This window comes from Thioalkalivibrio sp. ALRh (assembly GCF_000381425.1).
Taxonomy (GTDB): Bacteria; Pseudomonadota; Gammaproteobacteria; order Ectothiorhodospirales; family Ectothiorhodospiraceae; genus Thioalkalivibrio.
Genome location: NZ_KB906519.1, coordinates 677,698 through 694,520, shown reverse-complemented (window position 1 = coordinate 694,520; position 16,823 = coordinate 677,698). Strand labels below are relative to the sequence as shown.

General features: G+C 67.9%; 19 protein-coding genes. 4 read left to right on the top strand and 15 right to left on the bottom strand.

The features are described 5' to 3' along the window. Positions 1 to 56: 56 nt before the first annotated feature. On the bottom strand, positions 57 to 1,121 hold the full coding sequence (gene epmB / locus F791_RS0103285; protein ID WP_019592174.1) for an EF-P beta-lysylation protein EpmB: 1,065 nt from the start codon (positions 1,119 to 1,121) through the stop codon (positions 57 to 59). Between the two features lie 61 nt (positions 1,122 to 1,182). Here epmB and efp point away from each other — a divergent pair, with 61 nt between their 5' ends. The 3 genes from efp (at position 1,183) to dacB (ending at position 4,318) form a co-directional block, all read left to right on the top strand. Further along, entirely contained in the window at positions 1,183 to 1,746 is a 564-nt protein-coding gene (efp, locus tag F791_RS0103280) for an elongation factor P (protein WP_018137742.1), read from the top strand. Between the two features lie 19 nt (positions 1,747 to 1,765). Then, positions 1,766 to 2,731: an EF-P lysine aminoacylase EpmA gene (epmA, locus tag F791_RS0103275; protein ID WP_019592173.1), complete on the top strand. Its 966-nt coding sequence runs from the start codon at positions 1,766 to 1,768 to the stop codon at positions 2,729 to 2,731. 120 nt (positions 2,732 to 2,851) lie between these two features. After that, a complete protein-coding gene (dacB, locus tag F791_RS0103270; RefSeq protein WP_019592172.1) occupies positions 2,852 to 4,318 on the top strand; it encodes a D-alanyl-D-alanine carboxypeptidase/D-alanyl-D-alanine-endopeptidase in 1,467 nt (488 codons plus the stop codon). A gap of 29 nt (positions 4,319 to 4,347) precedes the next feature. Here the strand turns inward: dacB and F791_RS0103265 are convergent, their stop codons facing one another. Beyond that, entirely contained in the window at positions 4,348 to 4,953 is a 606-nt protein-coding gene (locus F791_RS0103265) for a DUF2459 domain-containing protein (RefSeq protein ID WP_018993774.1), read from the bottom strand. Positions 4,954 to 5,148: 195 nt separating this feature from the next. Between F791_RS0103265 and F791_RS0103260 the strand changes: the two genes are divergently transcribed. After that, positions 5,149 to 5,640 (top strand): YhcB family protein, encoded by a 492-nt coding sequence (locus F791_RS0103260; RefSeq protein WP_019592171.1) that lies wholly within the window; start codon positions 5,149 to 5,151, stop codon positions 5,638 to 5,640. Between the two features lie 114 nt (positions 5,641 to 5,754). Here F791_RS0103260 and F791_RS0103255 read toward each other — a convergent pair whose 3' ends face one another. From F791_RS0103255 to F791_RS0103195, 13 genes are all read right to left on the bottom strand, one after another. Further along, entirely contained in the window at positions 5,755 to 6,150 is a 396-nt protein-coding gene (locus tag F791_RS0103255; protein ID WP_018174591.1) for a hypothetical protein, read from the bottom strand. Between the two features lie 110 nt (positions 6,151 to 6,260). After that, positions 6,261 to 7,001: a glycosyltransferase family 2 protein gene (locus tag F791_RS0103250; protein WP_018174592.1), complete on the bottom strand. Its 741-nt coding sequence runs from the start codon at positions 6,999 to 7,001 to the stop codon at positions 6,261 to 6,263. Between the two features lie 9 nt (positions 7,002 to 7,010). Next, complete coding sequence (gene fabG / locus F791_RS0103245) at positions 7,011 to 7,733, bottom strand: 3-oxoacyl-ACP reductase FabG (protein ID WP_019592170.1); 723 nt, start codon at positions 7,731 to 7,733, stop codon at positions 7,011 to 7,013. Next, a complete protein-coding gene (locus F791_RS0103240) occupies positions 7,730 to 8,185 on the bottom strand; it encodes a hypothetical protein (RefSeq protein ID WP_018993773.1) in 456 nt (151 codons plus the stop codon). The genes fabG and F791_RS0103240 overlap by 4 nt, the downstream gene beginning before the upstream one ends. Before the next feature lie 48 nt (positions 8,186 to 8,233). Next, complete coding sequence (locus F791_RS0103235; protein ID WP_019592169.1) at positions 8,234 to 9,010, bottom strand: beta-ketoacyl synthase chain length factor; 777 nt, start codon at positions 9,008 to 9,010, stop codon at positions 8,234 to 8,236. After that, positions 9,007 to 10,191: a beta-ketoacyl-[acyl-carrier-protein] synthase family protein gene (locus tag F791_RS0103230; protein WP_019592168.1), complete on the bottom strand. Its 1,185-nt coding sequence runs from the start codon at positions 10,189 to 10,191 to the stop codon at positions 9,007 to 9,009. Before F791_RS0103230 ends, F791_RS0103235 begins: the two co-directional genes overlap by 4 nt. Positions 10,192 to 10,229: 38 nt before the next feature. After that, complete coding sequence (locus F791_RS0103225) at positions 10,230 to 12,620, bottom strand: MMPL family transporter (protein ID WP_019592167.1); 2,391 nt, start codon at positions 12,618 to 12,620, stop codon at positions 10,230 to 10,232. Continuing rightward, positions 12,621 to 13,175 carry a LolA-related protein gene (locus tag F791_RS0103220; protein ID WP_018137730.1) on the bottom strand — a complete coding sequence of 185 codons (555 nt, stop codon included), beginning with the start codon at positions 13,173 to 13,175 and terminating at the stop codon, positions 12,621 to 12,623. It lies immediately after the preceding gene. 46 nt (positions 13,176 to 13,221) lie between these two features. Continuing rightward, complete coding sequence (locus F791_RS0103215; protein ID WP_019592166.1) at positions 13,222 to 14,121, bottom strand: lipid A biosynthesis acyltransferase; 900 nt, start codon at positions 14,119 to 14,121, stop codon at positions 13,222 to 13,224. Continuing rightward, positions 14,118 to 14,444 (bottom strand): hypothetical protein, encoded by a 327-nt coding sequence (locus F791_RS0103210; RefSeq protein WP_018174596.1) that lies wholly within the window; start codon positions 14,442 to 14,444, stop codon positions 14,118 to 14,120. The genes F791_RS0103215 and F791_RS0103210 overlap by 4 nt, the downstream gene beginning before the upstream one ends. Before the next feature lie 3 nt (positions 14,445 to 14,447). Further along, positions 14,448 to 15,788: an AMP-binding protein gene (locus F791_RS0103205; protein WP_019592165.1), complete on the bottom strand. Its 1,341-nt coding sequence runs from the start codon at positions 15,786 to 15,788 to the stop codon at positions 14,448 to 14,450. Continuing rightward, positions 15,785 to 16,399 carry a hypothetical protein gene (locus F791_RS0103200; RefSeq protein WP_018137726.1) on the bottom strand — a complete coding sequence of 205 codons (615 nt, stop codon included), beginning with the start codon at positions 16,397 to 16,399 and terminating at the stop codon, positions 15,785 to 15,787. The genes F791_RS0103205 and F791_RS0103200 overlap by 4 nt, the downstream gene beginning before the upstream one ends. Then, positions 16,396 to 16,668, bottom strand: coding sequence for a phosphopantetheine-binding protein (locus F791_RS0103195; RefSeq protein ID WP_012981895.1), 273 nt, complete (start codon positions 16,666 to 16,668; stop codon positions 16,396 to 16,398). The genes F791_RS0103200 and F791_RS0103195 overlap by 4 nt, the downstream gene beginning before the upstream one ends. Between the last annotated feature and the right edge of the window lie 155 nt (positions 16,669 to 16,823).

The following is a 16,823-nucleotide window of genomic DNA, read 5'->3' as shown; positions in this document are numbered from 1 at the left end:
CCGTTCACTGTAGCACCTCCCGAGGGGGCTGCTAATCAAGGCCTCTGTGCGCGCCTTCATAGCCCGGCCCAACGGGGCGTCTTGCCGGGCTCGCCCGGGACCTCGCGGACCAGGCGGGGCACCAGGTAGCCGGGCAGCCGGGCATGCAGGGCCTGGTGCAGCTCCAGCGCGCGCTGTTCCGTGACCTCGAAGTGGGCGGTGCCCCGTGTGCGGTCTAACAGGTGGAGGTAGTAGGGCAGGATACCGTGGCGAAAACCGTCCTCCTGGAGCTCGCACAGGGTGTCCGGGTCATCGTTGATCCCGGCCAGCAGTACCGCCTGGTTCAGCAGTGTGATGCCGCGCGCGCGCAGACGCGCAAGGGCGGCGGCGGCCGGGTCGGCAAACTCCCTGGGGTGGTTGGCGTGCAAGACCAGTACATGATGCAGGCGTCCCTTGCCCAGCCAGTTGAGCAGCTGGTTGTCCACCCGCTCCGGCAGGACGACCGGCAGCCGCGTGTGGATGCGCAGGCGCTCGAGGTGGGGGATGGCCTCCAGCCGCCGGACCAGATCGGCGAGGCGGGGATCCGACAGCGACAGGGGGTCACCGCCGCTCAGGATCACCTCGCGGATGGAGCTGTCGGCGTGGATGTAGGCAAGCGCTGGCGCCCAGTCCTCCTGGGACGCGTTGTGCTCGGCATACGGAAACTCGCGGCGGAAACAGTAGCGACAGTGCACCGCGCAGGCCCCGGTCGTCAGCAACAGCACGCGACCGTGGTACTTGTGCACGAGACCCGGGGCGGCCAGGGCGTCGTGGTCGCCCACCGGGTCCGCCACGAAGCCCGGGTGTTCCTCGCTCTCCTGCTGCTGCGGGAGGACTTGCAGCAGCAGCGGGTCTTGCGGGTCCGCCTTGCGCATGCGTGCGAGGTAGCTCCTCGGCACGCGCACCCGAAACAGGGTATGGCCCGCGTGCAGGCCGGGCAGGTGAGCCGGGTCCAGTTCCAGTTCGCGGGCCAGGGTGTCGGGGTCGCGGATCGCGCGGGCGAGCGCCTGCTGCCAGGCCGGGGTGGTGTCCCCCGTGTGGGTTCGGTCGCTCGGCTGGGTTCCCCGCGGCGGGCGCGTTATCATGATGGGCTTTGTGGGCATGGCGGACTCGTTAGTGGGCGGTCATGTCCGCGCCACGCAATCGCTTGAGGACTGACGCGCAATGGCAACCTACAGTACCAACGAATTCAAGGCCGGTCTCAAACTCCTGCTGGATGGCGACCCGCAGGCCATCGTCGAGAACGAATTCGTCAAGCCGGGCAAGGGCCAGGCCTTCAACCGCGTCAAGCTGCGCAACCTGCGCACGGGGCGGGTGCTGGAAAAGACCTTCAAGTCCGGTGAGTCGGTCGAGGCGGCCGATGTCATGGATACCGAGATGCAGTACCTCTACAACGATGGCGAGTTCTGGCATTTCATGGTGCCGGACACCTTCGAGCAGTACGCGGTCGGCGAGGCCGCGCTCGGTGGCTGCGGTCAATGGCTGAAGGAGCAGGACGTCTGCACCGTAACCCTGTGGAACGGCGAACCGCTGTCGGTGGTGCCGCCGTCCTTTGTCGAGATGAAGATTACCCAGTGCGACCCGGGCGTGCGCGGTGATACCGCCCAGGGCGGCACCAAGCCCGCAACGCTCGAGAGCGGTGCGGTGGTCAAGGTCCCGCTGTTCGTCGAGGAAGGCGAGACGGTCAAGGTCGACACCCGCTCCGGCGAGTACGTCTCGCGCGTCTGATTGCCGCGGGCGGCCGGGCATGACTGACTGGCGACCGGGCGCCGCGGCGGCCCGGGAGGCGCGCGCGCGGCTGCTGGCCGGCCTGCGCGGGTTCTTTGCCGCACGCAATGTGCTCGAGGTGGAGACCCCGATCCTGAGCTGCGGCGCGCCTCTGGATCCGATGGTCGAGAGCTGGACTGCAACCAGCCCGGACGGCGCCAGTGGCTATCTGCAGACCTCGCCGGAATACCCGATGAAACGCCTGCTGGCGGATGGCGCACCGGACATCTACCAGCTCGCGCGCGTCTTTCGCGGTGGCGAATCGGGGCCCCGTCACAATCCCGAATTCACACTGCTGGAATGGTACCGCCACGGGATGGATCATCACCGTCTGGCGCGCGAGGTGGTGGCCCTGATCATGAACCAGGCGGCGCTGGATACGCGCTGGAGGCGTCCGGCCCGCCTGCGCGAGATCTCGTATCAGGCGTTGTTTCAGGAGCATCTGGGTGTGGATCCGCTGGTGGCGGATGCCGACGAACTGCAGGCCGTCGCGGCACGGCAGGGGCTGGATATCGAGGGCGAGCTGGATCGTGATGCCTGGCTGGATCTCCTGATCAGTCTGGCGATTGCACCGGCGTTTCCGGGCGACCGGCTCACCGTGGTGCACGACTACCCGGAGAGCCAGGCGGTGCTGGCACGTCCCTGCGAACATGATGCCCGGCTCGCGGCGCGCTTCGAGGTGTACTGGGGTGCGCTGGAACTGGCCAACGGCTACCACGAGTTGAGCGACCTCGCCCAGTTTCGCGAACGTCGCGATCGCGACCAGGCGCTGCGCAGGCAGCGTGGCCAGGTCCTGCCCCAGCCCGATGCCCATCTGGAGGCCGCGCTGGCGTCGGGGCTGCCCGAGTGTGCCGGGGTGGCACTGGGGGTCGATCGTCTGCTGATGCGGCTGCTGGGGGTGGAGCGTATCGAGCAGGTGATCGATTTCCCGTTCGAGTCCGCCTGAGGCGGTTTGCGGGTTTGTCCGGCAGGGCCGGCGTTGCGCCGATCCGGGGCTTGTCAGCCCCCCCGTTGCGGGTGACTATTGTGGCGTCGATCCGGTGTCTGCTTCGGGATGGTAGCTTCGATGCGCAAGTGTTTTTTCTGGTTCTCCCGACGGTCGTTCCGCCGGGCCTTGTCTCCCTGGACGCTGTGTGTCGCGCTGTTGCTGGCCGTGCAGCCGGCGCAGGCGCAGTTCGAACACCTGCCTGCGCCACTACAGCGGGCAATCCAGGCCCAGGGGCTGTCCCCCGACTCGGTGGGTCTCTGGGTGCAGCGGGTCCCGGACGGGGCCGTGCTGGCCCGGCTGAATGCCGATACCCCCTATAACCCGGCCTCCACGGTCAAGCTGGCCACCTCGCTGGCGGCCCTGCACGAACTCGGCCCCAACTACACATGGACGACCGAGATCTGGGCCACCCGCCCGATCCGGGACGGTGTACTGCGTGGGGACCTGGTGATCCGCGGGACTGGCGATCCGGGTATGGTGAGCGAGGAGTACTGGCGCATGATCGGCGAGCTGCGCCGAACCGGGCTCAAGCGCATCGAGGGCGATGTGATCCTGGATGCAAGCCACTTCCAGCTCCCGAATGGGAACCCTGGAGACTTCAACCGTCAGCCACTGCGGGCGTACAACCAGCTGCCGTATGCCCTGCACGTGAATTCCAATTCCCAGCGCTTCCACGTGCGTCCCGAGCGCCGCGGCAACGGCATCGACGTGGTGGTCGATCCGCCGCTGCCCGGGCTCGAGGTCGTCAACCGTCTGCAGCCGACCCGAGGGGGGTGTGGCGAGTGGCAGCGGGGTATCCAGTTCAATGTCGATCAGGACGCCCAGCGGGTGACCTTTTCCGGTCAGTACCCGGTGAATTGTGGCAACTACGAGATGTTGCGCTCGGTACTCTCGCCGGAGGCCAATCATGCCGAGATGTTTCGCATGGCCTGGGATCAATGGGGCGGCGAACTGACGGGCAGGGTGCGTACCGGCGTGCTGCCCGTGCTGCATGACGAGCCGATTGTGCGCCATCGCTCGCGGCCCCTGTCCGATCTGATCCGGGTGTCCAACAAGTGGAGCTCGAATGTCATGAGCGATCACTTGCTGCTGACCCTGGGGGCGCGCAAGAACGGCCCGCCCGCGACGATGGACAAGGGGCGCGAGGCCCTGGTCGACTCACTGCGCGATCTGGGGGTGGATGTCGGCGGTATGGTGGTCGACAACGGTTCGGGCCTCAGCCGCGATGCCCGCATGACCGCGCGCCAGCTCGGCGAGATCCTCGAGGCGGGCTGGAAGCACCCGCATCGGCCCGAGTTCCAGTCGTCCCTGGCCCTGTCGGGGCTGGACGGTACCCTGCGCAACCGTTTCCGCAATGGCGACCTGCGCGGGCAGATGCACCTGAAGACCGGGCACATCAACGAGGTCTCGGCGGTGGCGGGCTATGTCCGCACGTCCAGCGGCGATGACGTGATCGTCACAGTGCTGGTGAATGGGCCGCGTGCGCATATCGGGCATGGGCGCAATCTCCAGGATGCGGTCCTGGAGTGGGCGCACGGGCTCTAGGGAAACACCGATCTCAGGGTTTCCCTGGTTTAGCGGGTTTCGACCTGCCAGTTCGAGAGCACCGGTTTCTTCGATACCTCGACGTCGAGGCTCTCCAGCCACTGGGCGACCACGCGGTTCGAGTTGTGGCGCAGGGTGTAGGCATCCGGATGGTGGACGAAGCTCATGCCCCAGGCCGCGGAGTCGACGCGCTCGTCGGCCCCTTCTTCCCATATGGCCTCCAGCTTTTCGATCAGCGCCTGCGCCCGCGAGGCGGGGACCTCGATGTGGTGGATGTCCTCCAGCGGGACCCGCAGACCCCCGCGCACGGCAGTGTTCAGGTCGGCGCCCTCAAGTTCCTGGCGCCCCAGTGCTGCACGGGTCGAGGCGAAGACGGCCGCGAGCATCGCGCCCGGTCCGGTATTGCGTTCGACATAGAACGACCAGTCGCCATAGGAATAGCGCAGCCAGTGCCCGGGCGGTTCGGTCGGCAGCACCAGGCTGGAGTGGCGGCCGTGGTCGAGCACGGCCACGGTCACCGGGTCTTCGGGCTCCGCCGGGGCCTTGAGGGTGGTCGGGGCGCAGCCGGACAGCAGCCCGGCCAGGCCGATGCCCAGGATCAGGTATAGCCAGTGTGTGGTCTGCCTTGGGCGCATGGTTCGGGGGCCTTTGGCTGTGTGTGTCGACGATCGCGACAGCCGATCGCATCGTTGTCCGTCACCCGTTCGGGCGGGTTCCATTGACGCGGTTCGCGTTGAGCGAGATTAGCATGGCCGGGAATGGGGACGGCGAGTGCGTTCGCGACGGTCGTACGGCACAATGGCGGCCGTGTTTCCTCGCGGAAGGTGACAGTGGAAGATCAAACGGCAGTCGGGCTGTGGACGGCCCTCGGGATTCTGGCAATCGTGGTGGCCGGTCTGGTGGGCTTCTGGGTCGGCCGCGTGACCAGTGACGAACGCAAACTGATCCGCGAGCTGGAGGAAGAGCTGGATCGGCGCATGCAGGAGCTGACGCGCTATCGCGGTCAGGTCAACGATCACTTCGATCGCACCGCTACCCTGTTCGCCACCATGGCCGGTTCCTATCGCGACCTCTACCACCACCTCGCCCAGAGTGCGGAGGAGTTGGCGGACAAGCCGACCCGGGACCGTCTGGAGGATCGTGCAGGACGTCTGTTGTCGAACGTGCCGAATCGTGATTACGGCGACAGTCCGAGTGAGAGCCGCGGTCACCGTGAACGCGACTCGGAGCCGGAGGGCGATGCACCCGACCGGCGCTACGAGAGCGACTACCGCGAGTCCTCCGACACCGAGCAGTCGCCGTCGCGTCCGCGGGTCGATTAGGCGGGCGAATACTCCTTCCGCTGGCGAGGTGTAATCGCGGGAGCGGACGAAAGAAAGGCCGGGCGTATGCCCGGCCTTTCTGTTTGTCGGGGTGGCTATACGGGGGTAACGGGATTAGAGCGCCGAGATTTCCGCGCGGATCTGGTTGTCCAGATTCTGCACCCAGTTGTTGTAGTTCGGGTGAATGCGGCCATCCTCGTAGTCGAGGTTCGAGCTGTCCTTGTAGCGGATGCTGTACGCCCCGTCGCTGTAGGGGATCTCGACCACTGCAATATGGTCGCGCAGCGACAGCCGACCTTCGAGCAGGCCGGGCTCGGTTTCGCTCATCTGCCAGCCCAGTGCCGCGCCGGCATTGCGGATCGCCTGTTGCATCTGCTCAGCGTTCGGGCGCTCGCCGTGCACATCGGTGACTGTGGTGTCGCTGACATCATGCACCGGTGCGGTACCGCGGCAGCCCGCGAGTACGAGTACGCTGGCTATGAGCAGGATCAGCAGGAGTCTTGCAGACATTGGTGTCGTCCTTGATGGTGGATGATCACCTCGCAGTGTAGGCAGCGTGACCGCGAATTGCTATGCCCGTCCTGGAAAAAGGTTTGTGAATCCGACCCTTGCGGTGATTTTCAGGGTCTGCGCAGCAGTCCCAGATGCCTCAATAGACCGAGCGGGTGCAGGCCACGTGCCAGCAGGCGCAGGGCGACCATCTGGATAATGCGCAGGGTGTCGGTGGCGGCCCGAAAATGGCTGGCGCGGTGCTGGTCCGGATAGATGCAGCGCACGGGCACCAGGGTGACCGGGAAGCCCAGGCGTTCGGCCTCGATCAGGGCCTCGCTCTCGAATACGAAGCTGCGGCGCGCGCCATGGGGTAGTTGCAGTTGCTGCAGCAGTGCTGCCGGATACAGACGAAAGCCGGACTGCGAATCGCGCAGGGGTTGCCCCGAGGCCCAGCCTATCCAGAAGTCGGCGGTGCGGTTGCCGAACAGGCGCAGAGGGGGCGTTGTTTCCCGGCCCTTGAGCCGTGCCCCGATCACCAGATGATGGGGATGAGCGTGCCCGGCGGCGATCAGGTTCGGGATCTCCGAGGCATCGTGCTGGCCGTCCGCATCCAGCGTGATGATGGCATCCGCTCCCTGTTCCAGGGCGTACTGCATGCCCGTCCACAGCGCGTTCGCCTTGCCACGGTTTTCCGGCAGCCGCAGGACTTCAATCACCCCGGGTTCGGTTGGGACGCGGTCGGCAGTGCCGTCTCGCGAGCCGTCGTCGACCACGATTACCCGGTCGACATGGGCTCGCGTGGCCGCGACGACCGCGGCGATCGTGGGGGCCTCGTTATGGGCCGGTATCAGTGCGTGGACGGCCGCCATCGTCTCGGGTCAGGCCAGCGCGCCATTGATGCCGATCACCTGGCCGGAGACATAGCCGGCCTGCTCGGAGGCCAGATACGCCACCAGTCCGGCGACCTCCTCGGGGCGTCCGGCGCGCTGCGCGGGCACCATGCGCCTGATCGTCTCGGCGTCGAAGCTGGACTCGCTCATCGCGGTCTCGATAATCCCCGGCGCGACCGCATTGGCCGTGATGCCGCGCGACCCGACCTCCTGCGCCAGCGAGCGGATGGCCCCGTGCAGTCCCGACTTGGCCGCGGCGTAGTTGGCCTGGCCGCGGTTGCCGACCACGCCGGCCACCGAGGAGATCGCGATCACGCGCCCCCAGCGGGTCGTGATCATCGGCAGCAGCAGTGGCTGGGCCACGTTATAGAACCCGTTCAGCGCGACATCGATCGGGCGGGCCCATTGTTCCGGGCTCATGCCGGCCAGCGGGGCGTCGTCGTGCACGCCCGCGTTGTGCACCAGGACCTGCACCGGCTGCGCAGCCGCGACGGGCTCCAGCTGCGCCCGCGCGGCATCGGCGTCGGTGATGTCGAAGACCAGGACATCCGCCTGACCGCCGTCGGAGTGAATCTGTTCGGCCAGATCCCAGGCGGGGCCCGGGTTGCGGTGTGCGTGCAGCAGGACCTCGCAGCCGCTATCGGCCAGAGCCCGCGCGATGGCCTGGCCGATGGCGCCGCTGGCGCCGGTGATCAGTGCGCGATGGCTCATGTCGGGGTGTCCTCGGTTTGCAGGATCACGGTCGCGCGCGCGGACAGGACGGGCTCGCCGTCGGCCGATACCTCGAGATCATAGATGGAGCTGTTGCGATCCGACATCACGCTGTGGGCTGTGATGTCGAGGTCCGCGTTCAGGTCGTCCAGCAGAGTCCGGTGCACGCGCAGGTTGCGGACCGCGGCCAGGAAGCCGGCCTTGGGTGGTCCGGCATCGGCCAGCAGGGCTCCATGCACGGCCATCGCCTGGGCGCCGTACTCCAGCGCCGACAGGGCCGGGAGCCCGGTGGTGTTGCGCAAGGGATTTTCGGGAGCGCGGTGGCTGATGGCGCGGCAACGGATCGCCTGTTCGTCCCATTCGACCACGGCCTCCAGCAGGCACATCGCGCCTGCATGCGGCAGCAGGCGGCAGATTGCCTCGTGGTTCAGTTGGGGGCTGGCGGCCTTCATGCGGGATCGTCCTGATCCGTTGTTAATGAGAGGCGAACCACCGGGAGATCAGGGCGTGACGCGGATCTCCAGTGATCGTCCCAGCGGCGCGGCAAGCGTAACATGACCGCCTTCGCCGCGCGCGAGCACCTCCAGCAGGGGCAGGGCGCGGGCGGCGGGGTTGGTGCCGCGCAGGGCCTCGAGTGAATCCTGGCGGCAGGGGGTGGGATCGCCGCCTTCTCCCAGCGCCAGCTCGAGTGTGGGCCGCCCGGCGCCCGCGGGACTCAGGCGCAGGCCGACGGCAAACGGCTCGGTGATGGGGCGTACACGCCGGAATGTGACCATGGATGCGACATCGTAGGCGGCCAGCAGGACGTCGCCACCCTCGGCCTGCAGTAGCGTGGCGGCCTCCAGCAGCCCTGCCGCCAGCGTCGCATTAAACCCGGAGATGGCCGTTGCCGGGGCCGGATTCGCGGTCGCGATCGACCAGTTGCCGGCCGGTGCGTTGTGGACTGAGTTATGGAACTGCACGGGCGAGACCATGGGCTCCGCCTGTGTCAGGGCCTCGCAGATACGGTCGATGATATCCATATCTCCAGAGGACGAGGCGAACACCGAGCGCAGCTGGCTGCGGTCGCAGTCGGCCGTGGCCTCCTCCGCGACCTTCAGCGCCAGGCGAATCGTGTCCGTCGTGCGGCGGCGCTCGTTGGCCGGCAGCAGGGTGGTCGGCGGGATGGCCACCGGCGCCCGCTTATGGGGTTCCTGCCCGGCGAGGATGTGGCGCGCCGAGGCGAAATCGGCCAGCCCCGGGCCCAGCAGGCCGATGGCCGCAATACCAACCTTCATACGGCCTCCAGCAGCAGGCTGCAGTTGTTGCCGCCAAAGCCGAATGCGTTCACCAGTACGTGCCGGATGTCGCGTTCCTCCGCGGCCCCTCGGGCGTCCAGTTCAAGCCCCGGGTCCAGGTGGTCGAGCCCCGCCGTAGCGGGCACGAAGCCCCGCTCCAGGCTGGCCAGTGCCTGCGCGACCCCGACGGCGCCGGCCGCCCCGAGGGTATGGCCGGTCAGGCCCTTGGTGCCGGTGGCGCGGCTCTTTGCGCCAAACAGGCGCGCCAGGGCGCGCGCCTCGGAGCGGTCGTTGGCCGGGGTCGCGGTGGCATGCATGAGCACATAGTCGATGGCCTCGGCGGACCGCTGTGCCCGCGCGAGGGCCTGCTCCATCGCGCGCGCTGCACCGAGTCCTTCCGGATGCGGGGCAGACATATGGTGGGCATCGCTGGATTCGCCGTGGCCGACCAGTCGAGGGCCGGCGGCGTGGCTGTCGGCCCTCTCCAGCAGGAAGAATCCGGCGGCCTCGCCGATCGAGATGCCGGCGCGTTCGGCATGCAGCGGGCGGCAGGGTCCCGGTGCCACGAGTTGCAGCGCGTTGAACCCGTGCAGCGTCATCCCGCAGAGGGTGTCGACACCGCCGACCACCGCGGCATCGCAGAGCCCGGCCGCAATAAAGCGTTCGGCATCGGCAAAGACCTTGGCGCTGGACGAGCAGGCCGTGGAGACCACCATCGCTGGTCCCCGCAGTCCGAGCCGGGTGCCGACGAAATCGGCCAGCGAGAACATATTCTGGGTGTGCTGGTAGTCGTAGTCCGGTGGCAGGTCCCCGGTGTCCGGGTCGCGGCGGTGGTAGGCCTGCTCCGTCGCGGCGATCCCCGAGGTGCTGGTCCCCATCAAGACCGCAATGCGTCCGGCACCGTAGCGTTCGCGCGCGATCTCGACGGCCTCGATGAAGCCATCCTGGCGCAGCCCCAGCTCGGCCAGCTGGTGGTTGCGGCACTGGAATGGGGCCAGGTGATCCGTCAGCACGATGTCCTCCACACCCGCCACGCGCCCGATGTGGGTGTCCAGCTGTACGGAGTTCAGGTCGCAGGCGCGCAGCCCGCTATGCCCTTTTTGCAGTGCGTCGGCATTGGCCTGGCGGCCAGTTCCGGTGGCGGCGGTCAGGGTGTGGGCGGAGATTACGAGTGGATTCATTCGGCGGGCTGCGATTGGCGGGACTGTTGGCGGTGGGGTCAGGGATTGTTAGTGCCTACTGTACGGCGCGACAGGGGGGGCTGCGCCAGAAGCGCGGCTGCGAGAAAGGAAAATACCACGCCCAACACCACGGTGAGCCCCATGGCCCGCAATACCGGAAGACTGGAAAGGGCCAGCAGGCCAAACACGGCCACGGTGGACAATGCGCAGATGCTGACCGAAGCGGCCGTGTTCTGCCGTGCCTTCAGGTCTCTCAGCGGACGGCTGAAAAAAACGGCGTAGTCCAGGCACAGGCCAACGATCAGCAGCAGCGCGATCAGATGGAAAAGGGACAAGGGAATCCCGAGCAGGATCAGCGCAGCCACGGTCAGGACCAGCCCGCTCCCTACCGCGGTCAGGATGCGCAGGCTGCGCCCGGGGGCGCGGGTGACCAGCAGTAGCAACAGGGCGACGGCCACCACGCCGAGGGCCAGCCGCTCCAGTGCCTGATCGCGGAATCCGCTGACCAGGTCCTCCGAGGCGCGCAGGAAATCCACGTGCTGCACGCCCACATCGGCCAGGGCGGGCAGATCCGTCAGCGGTTCCCGCTGCAGCCATTGCCTCACCGCGGTCGCATCCTCCACGCCGCTCAGCCGCACCCAGGCCATCCAGTCGCCGCGGGCCTCGTCCGGCATCAGCAGGGTGCCTGTCGTCTGACGCAGCGGGCCTTCCGGCAGCGTCGCCGGTGTGAGCGGCTCCAGGTCGCGGGTCCGGGCCACATCTTCCAGAAAGGGTTCGAAGGCATCCGCGCGGAAACCCAGCCCGTTGACCGCGGTGTCCAGCCGCTCGCGCAGGGTGTCCGTGGCGGGCAGGGAACCCTGGCGTGCGCGCTGCAGTGCCTGGCTCGGCAGGGCCTGGGCCGCATGGTCGTAGGCGGTCAGCGCCCCCTGGTTGCGCAGATCTTCAAGGCCCGGGGTCAGTGCCTCGGCGGCCTGCAGCGCCCGTTCGGGGTCGGGTGCGGTGATCAGCAGGGCATGGCGGATATCCGGAAGCCCCAGGGCGTGGCGCAGTTCGCGGTCGCGGTCGATGTGTTCCTGCGGCACCGGGTGCAGTGCGCCCAGGTTGTCCTCCCAGGGGAACGGGTCGGCGCTGGCGATGACCACCAGCGCCCCCAGCACGGAGGCGGCCAGGATCCAGCGCGCCGTCACCGGAGGCTGTGTCAGGGCGGACGGTACCGGCAGGCGGGCCGGGGGTGCCCCGTCACGCTGCAGCGCCTGCGGCATCAGGCGGGGCAGTACCCAGCGCGTGGTGATCGCGGCCACGCCGACGCCGGTCAGCACGAACAGCCCGAGCTGGGCCATGCCGGAAAACCCCGTGATCGCCATCAGCGCGTAGACCAGTACCGTGCTCCCGGCACCCAGGCCAATCGCCGGCCACAGCTCGCGTGCCACGCCGCGCATCCCGTCACTCGGGGGCTGCCGGCTGTGCGCGAACAGGTGCAATGGGTAGTCGAGCGCGATGCCCAGCACGGTAATGCCGAACGCCAGTGCGATCCCGTGCAGGTGGCCGAAAACCACGGTCACGACCGCCGCCCCGGCCAGGATGCCGGTGGCCAGCGGAACGGCCGCGAGCCAGACCGGGTGGGGGTGGCGGAATACGACCAGCAGGAGTGTGGCCAGGGCCAGGCTGGCGGCCAGGCTGAAGGTGGTGATCTCGCCGCGGATGCGCCCGCGTGATTCGACCGCAATCACCGCGGGCCCCGCGACGAGCAGGTCCAGATCGTCCGTGTAGTCGGCAAAGGCCTCGTCAAGTGCCTTCAGGAGCGACTCCTGACCGTCCAGGTCCATGCCTTCGGCCGCGCTGTGCAGGACCAGCAGGGCCCGATCGCGCTCGGGGTCGACCCAGACGCCGTGGCTGTCGCGTTCGCCCCCGCCATCGGCCTGTCCCAACTGCTCGAGCACCACCAGTGATTCGCCCGTGGGGTCGCGGCCGATCAGTTCCCGGGGCATCAGCGGGGCGGCACTACTGAGGTCCTCCCGGCGTTCCCCGAGCCGGTCGCGCAGGGTGTCGACCGAGAAGCGCTCCGGGGTGACCTCGGGGCTCAGGAGATAGCGGTGCTCAAGCAGGAAATCCAGGGCGGGGTCATCCGGGTCGAGACGCCCGTTACGGATCTCCGCGACCGCGGGGTGGTCGCGCAGCGCCTGGACCAGATGGTCGCTGGCATCCGCGCGTGCCTGGCTGTTCCCGCCTTCGATGCCCAGCAGCAGGACCTGTCCGGCCGGGCCGCCCCCGGGGTCCAGCGCAATCCCGGTCTCGGTGACCGGCTCCGGGGTGAAGCCCTGGAGGTCGGTGACCAGTTCGCCCCGCCACAGCAGGATGCTGGCTGCCACCAGCAGCCCGATCAGCCAGAGTGCCGGTCCCGGTGACAGGGGGAAGCGATTCGGCACCAATCAGTCGCCGTCTTGCGGATCGAGCTGCATGCGGCTGTGGCGCCCTCCGGATTCCTCGGTGTCCAGACGCAGGAGGGCACCGCCCTCGCCCTGGAGGTCGAGTCCGAGGATCATGCGACGAAGGGCGCGGTCACGCGGGGTGAGTTCCAGCCTCCAGGCCTCCAGGTCGCCTTCGGTCTCGACCTCGAAGTGTTCTTCCAGTCCCTCGCGTTCCCCCTTGGCGAGGGAGCGGAACAAGGCGGCAAACGCGGCCAGGCCCGGCTGCTCGTCCAGGTCCACCTCGCGGCTGGAGCCTCGGCGCTCCACGATCACTTCGCGCCCCTCGATCCGCACGCGTTCGCCGCCGTCGCCATCCATCCGGCGCTCCAGGGTGTCCGGTGGCTCGAACACCAGCGTGCCGGTCCGGGTCTCCGGGAATTCGAGCAGGGGGTCCTGGCGGGTTTCGCGAAAGTCGATACGTGAAGGCGGATTGTCGGCCAGTGCCTCCAGGATCTGGTCCAGTGTGTCGCCGGAGGTCTCCGCCTGTGCGAACAGCGGGCAAGTCAGCAGGAGCACCGCCAGGGCCAGTGCCCGGACCCCGGGCAGTTGCCGGAAGCAAGGCTTAGCGGGACGAGTCATTCCAGAAATCATAGAAGTTGAACCAGTTGTACGGGGCCTCGCGCACGCGTGCCTCGAGGCGATCGGCGTAGCGTTGCACCCATTCGGCCAGGGCCTCTTCGCGTCGGCCGCGGGGCGCCTCGATGACGTCGGCAAAGCGTTCAAAGACGATATCGTAGCGATTGCCGCCGCGATAGAGGCCGAAGCACAGGATGACCGGGACCTTCAGAACGGCGGCCATTAGCAGGGGGCCCTGGGGAAAAAAGGCCCGTCCCCCGAGGAAACGACATTCGACCATCTTGTCGCTCTCGGCCACGCGATCGGCCAGGGTGGCCACAATCCCCCCTTGTTCCAGGCAGTCGCGTGCGTGCAGCAGGGTCTCGGTATCGCCCAGGGGGATGACCGTCGCGGCGATCTCGGGGTTGAGCGCCTCCAGCAGTTGGGTGATGCGCTGATTGTGATTGCGGTACATCAGCACGCGAACGGGAAAGTCGTTTTTGCCGACCGCGAGTACCCGCAGGGCTTCGAAACTGCCCAGGTGTGCCCCCAGCAGCAGGGCCCCGTGGCCACTTTCGACATGTTCGAGGAAGATCTCGCGATCGTGAACCTGAAGATCCAGGCACTCGTCCTTGCCGGCCAGCAGGAAGACGCGGTCCAGGATCACGGCCGCGAAGCTGTGGAAGTGCCGGGCAATCTCGCGCAGGCGCGGTTCGCGTCCGAGCACGCGGCGCAGGTAGTCCCGGCTGGACCCCCGGGACTTGGGAGCGAACAGAAGAAAATAGGCGGTTATCGGGTACAGCAGTACGCGCCCGGCCGGTCGCCCGAGATGCAAGGCAACCCACAAGATGATGCGCAGCGCCAGGGGGGGCCCTCGCTCCCCCTGGCTGAACCACCCCCGGCTCACGCCGGTTGTCCGGCGTCGTGCAGTTTCAGTTGCCCGCTACACAGGAGTTCGGGGGGCTCCGTACCGTCGCGGATAACGCGGAATGCGCGCAGGCCGCTGGTACCAGGGGGGTCAATCTCCACCCGGAAATCGACCTCCGGGAGCAATGGCGCCAGGAACTTGGCCCGTGGCAGGGCGGCCACCGGCCCCAGGCCGCTTGCGCGCGCGACGGCGACCACTGTGTCCAGGATGACCACGCCCGGTACGACCGGCTGACCGGGGAAATGCCCGGGCAGTGAGGGGTGGCTGGCCGGGATGCGGCGCGTGGCAATGATTGGGGCCATTGTTCAGGCGCACTGACCGTGCTGATCCAGCAGGTCCAGCAGGACCTGGCGCGGGAGCTTGCCCGTCGCGCTGCGGGGGAGGGCATCCACCATCACCAGGGGGCGCGGAAGGAACAGCGGGTCCGTGGTTTCGGCCAGGGCCGCCAGGATCTCGGCCTCGGAGCGCTCCGGGGCGACCACGATCGCAGCCAGACGGGCAGTCCCGCTGTCCTGTCCGGGGTTGGGCGGGATGAACACGCCGTCCAGTACGCCGGGGATGGCGTTCAGGCGCCGGTTCAGCTCGGCAAGAGAGGCGCGCTTGCCGGCGATATTAAGCTGATCCGCCAGGCGCCCGCGCATGCGGAAGCGCCGGGCATCTTCCCGTTCGATGCGGTCGGGCAGGGGGACTGGTGCCGGGTGCTGGGGCCCCTGTACTGCCACCCGGTCGCTGTCCTGGGTTGTCAGGGCAATCCCGTCATAGACCGTCCACAGGAGCTCCCGGGCCGTCTCGCGGCTGGCGATGGCCCCGGCCTCGGTGCAGCCGTAGATCTCGCGGACGGTCGTGCCAAACAGTGTTTCCGCGGCCCGTGCCCGGTCTTGTTCCAGTGGGGCGGTGGCGCTGAGGATGCGCGCCGCTCTGGGCCAGGTCAGCCCCGCCCGCAGGCAGGCGTCCAGGTGAAACGGGGTCGTGACGAGGTTTGCCGGGGCATGCTCGGCCAGGGCCTGGCGGATATCGTCCGGGAAGAACGGGCGCTCGGCCAGCAGCGTGCAGGGGCCGAGCAGGGCATACAGCACCGTGGACTCCAGGCCGTACATGTGTTGTGCGGGGACCGTTCCCACCAGTGTTCCCCCGTCGGCATCCAGCCCGAAGCGGCGCAGGGCCTGTGCGGTCACGACGTGAAGGCTGTTCCAGCTCCTGCTGTGGGCAGTGGGCTGTCCGGTGCTGCCCGAGGTATAGGCATGCACCGCCATCTGATCCGACGGGATCTCGGGGGTCGCACCCGCATTGTGGGCGTGCCCTGTCCCGTCCGCGGTGACGGGAATGACGGGGATGGTGACACTGAGGTCGCGCTCGTCCACCAGTGCGTGCGCGCCGGGATGATGCTCGGCGATCTCGCTCAGGGTCGTCCGGGCGCGGTTCGGGGGGAGGATGTTAGTGCCCCCGCGCAGCAGGATCGCGGCAAACGCGACGGCAAAGCGATAGCGATCCTCGCACAGGTTGAAGTGGGCTCCACCGGCCGGGATTCGCCGGGCGAGGGTGCGGACATCCGCCAGAAACGCGGTCCGCGAGACACAGCGTCCTGCCACCCAGGCCAGTGGCGTTGGGTGGTCGGCAATCAGCGCTTGCGTGTTCGAGTCCCTCATCGTTGTCTCAGGATGTGGCGGTGGTCGGCGCGTGCCAGCGCGGCGAGGTAGGGCAGGAAACCCGCCCGTGGTTCGTCGCACAGGAGCCAGCGCCGTAACGGATATTCCAGCATGAACAGCGCCGCCAGGAACAGATAGTTGATCCCATTTGCGAACAAGGCCCAGGTGGTGGTGGATACCGCCACCGCCAGTACCGCCGACAACAGGGCGAGTCCACCGCACAGCAGGGCCCAGGCGGCCGTCAGCCGCCGCGTATAGCGATGCACCGGCGTGCTGTCGGAGGCGCCCATGGCCAGCGCATACCGGGTAATCAGGGGTGTGGAACCCGGGCGCAGAGAGCGGGCAAACAGCCATGCCAGGCCCCCCTGGATAAGCACCGGTACTGCATAGATCAGCCATTTCCCGGCCGGCTCGGTACCCAGAAGCAACACTAGCACGGCCAGCACCAGGGCTATCACCCCCCGGCCGAGCACGGGCAGGGCCGGCCAGGCGAGGACCAGTATGAGCAGCGCCAGCCACGCCAGTGGCAGTCGCGGCAGCTCCAGGAAGCTGCCCGCGATCACGGCCACCGGGTAGCCCAGGGCTACCACAGCGGCGATCCGGGTACTCACGACGTGGCTCGGTGCGCCTCGATATGGGCGGTCAGGGCCCGCAAGGATGCGAAGATCTGGCGGTTGTTCTCGTCATCGGAGCGGATCTGCACGCCATAGGCACGCGAGATGGCCAGCGCCAGCTCCAGTGCATCGATCGAGTCCAGCCCAAGCCCCTCGCGGAACAAGGGGGCCTCCGGCTCGATGTCCTCGGGGCTGACCTCTTCGAGATTCAGACTGTCGACGATCAGCCTGGCGACTTCCTGTTCCATTGCGGTTTGTGCTGCCACGTCTCTCCCCTAAATAGCGGCGTAATCCGAAATCGGCTCTCCCTGTGCGAAGGTGCTGGGCTTCCCGCGCACCTTCCAGCCCGGGGCCGATGATACGCAACCCCAAGGGGGCGTGGTACCCTCCAAATGCAGGGAACAAGCGGTTTTGCGGGGCG

What these genes read in the sequence shown, in the direction of transcription:
- epmB (WP_019592174.1), bottom strand. Translation starts at nt 1,121, where the DNA reads ATGCCCACAAAGCCCATCATGATAACGCGCCCGCCGCGGGGAACCCAG.
- efp (WP_018137742.1), top strand. Translation starts at nt 1,183, where the DNA reads ATGGCAACCTACAGTACCAACGAATTCAAGGCCGGTCTCAAACTCCTG.
- epmA (WP_019592173.1), top strand. Translation starts at nt 1,766, where the DNA reads ATGACTGACTGGCGACCGGGCGCCGCGGCGGCCCGGGAGGCGCGCGCG.
- dacB (WP_019592172.1), top strand. Translation starts at nt 2,852, where the DNA reads ATGCGCAAGTGTTTTTTCTGGTTCTCCCGACGGTCGTTCCGCCGGGCC.
- F791_RS0103265 (WP_018993774.1), bottom strand. Translation starts at nt 4,953, where the DNA reads ATGCGCCCAAGGCAGACCACACACTGGCTATACCTGATCCTGGGCATC.
- F791_RS0103255 (WP_018174591.1), bottom strand. Translation starts at nt 6,150, where the DNA reads ATGTCTGCAAGACTCCTGCTGATCCTGCTCATAGCCAGCGTACTCGTA.
- F791_RS0103250 (WP_018174592.1), bottom strand. Translation starts at nt 7,001, where the DNA reads ATGGCGGCCGTCCACGCACTGATACCGGCCCATAACGAGGCCCCCACG.
- fabG (WP_019592170.1), bottom strand. Translation starts at nt 7,733, where the DNA reads ATGAGCCATCGCGCACTGATCACCGGCGCCAGCGGCGCCATCGGCCAG.
- F791_RS0103240 (WP_018993773.1), bottom strand. Translation starts at nt 8,185, where the DNA reads ATGAAGGCCGCCAGCCCCCAACTGAACCACGAGGCAATCTGCCGCCTG.
- F791_RS0103235 (WP_019592169.1), bottom strand. Translation starts at nt 9,010, where the DNA reads ATGAAGGTTGGTATTGCGGCCATCGGCCTGCTGGGCCCGGGGCTGGCC.
- F791_RS0103230 (WP_019592168.1), bottom strand. Translation starts at nt 10,191, where the DNA reads ATGAATCCACTCGTAATCTCCGCCCACACCCTGACCGCCGCCACCGGA.
- F791_RS0103210 (WP_018174596.1), bottom strand. Translation starts at nt 14,444, where the DNA reads ATGGCCCCAATCATTGCCACGCGCCGCATCCCGGCCAGCCACCCCTCA.
- F791_RS0103205 (WP_019592165.1), bottom strand. Translation starts at nt 15,788, where the DNA reads ATGAGGGACTCGAACACGCAAGCGCTGATTGCCGACCACCCAACGCCA.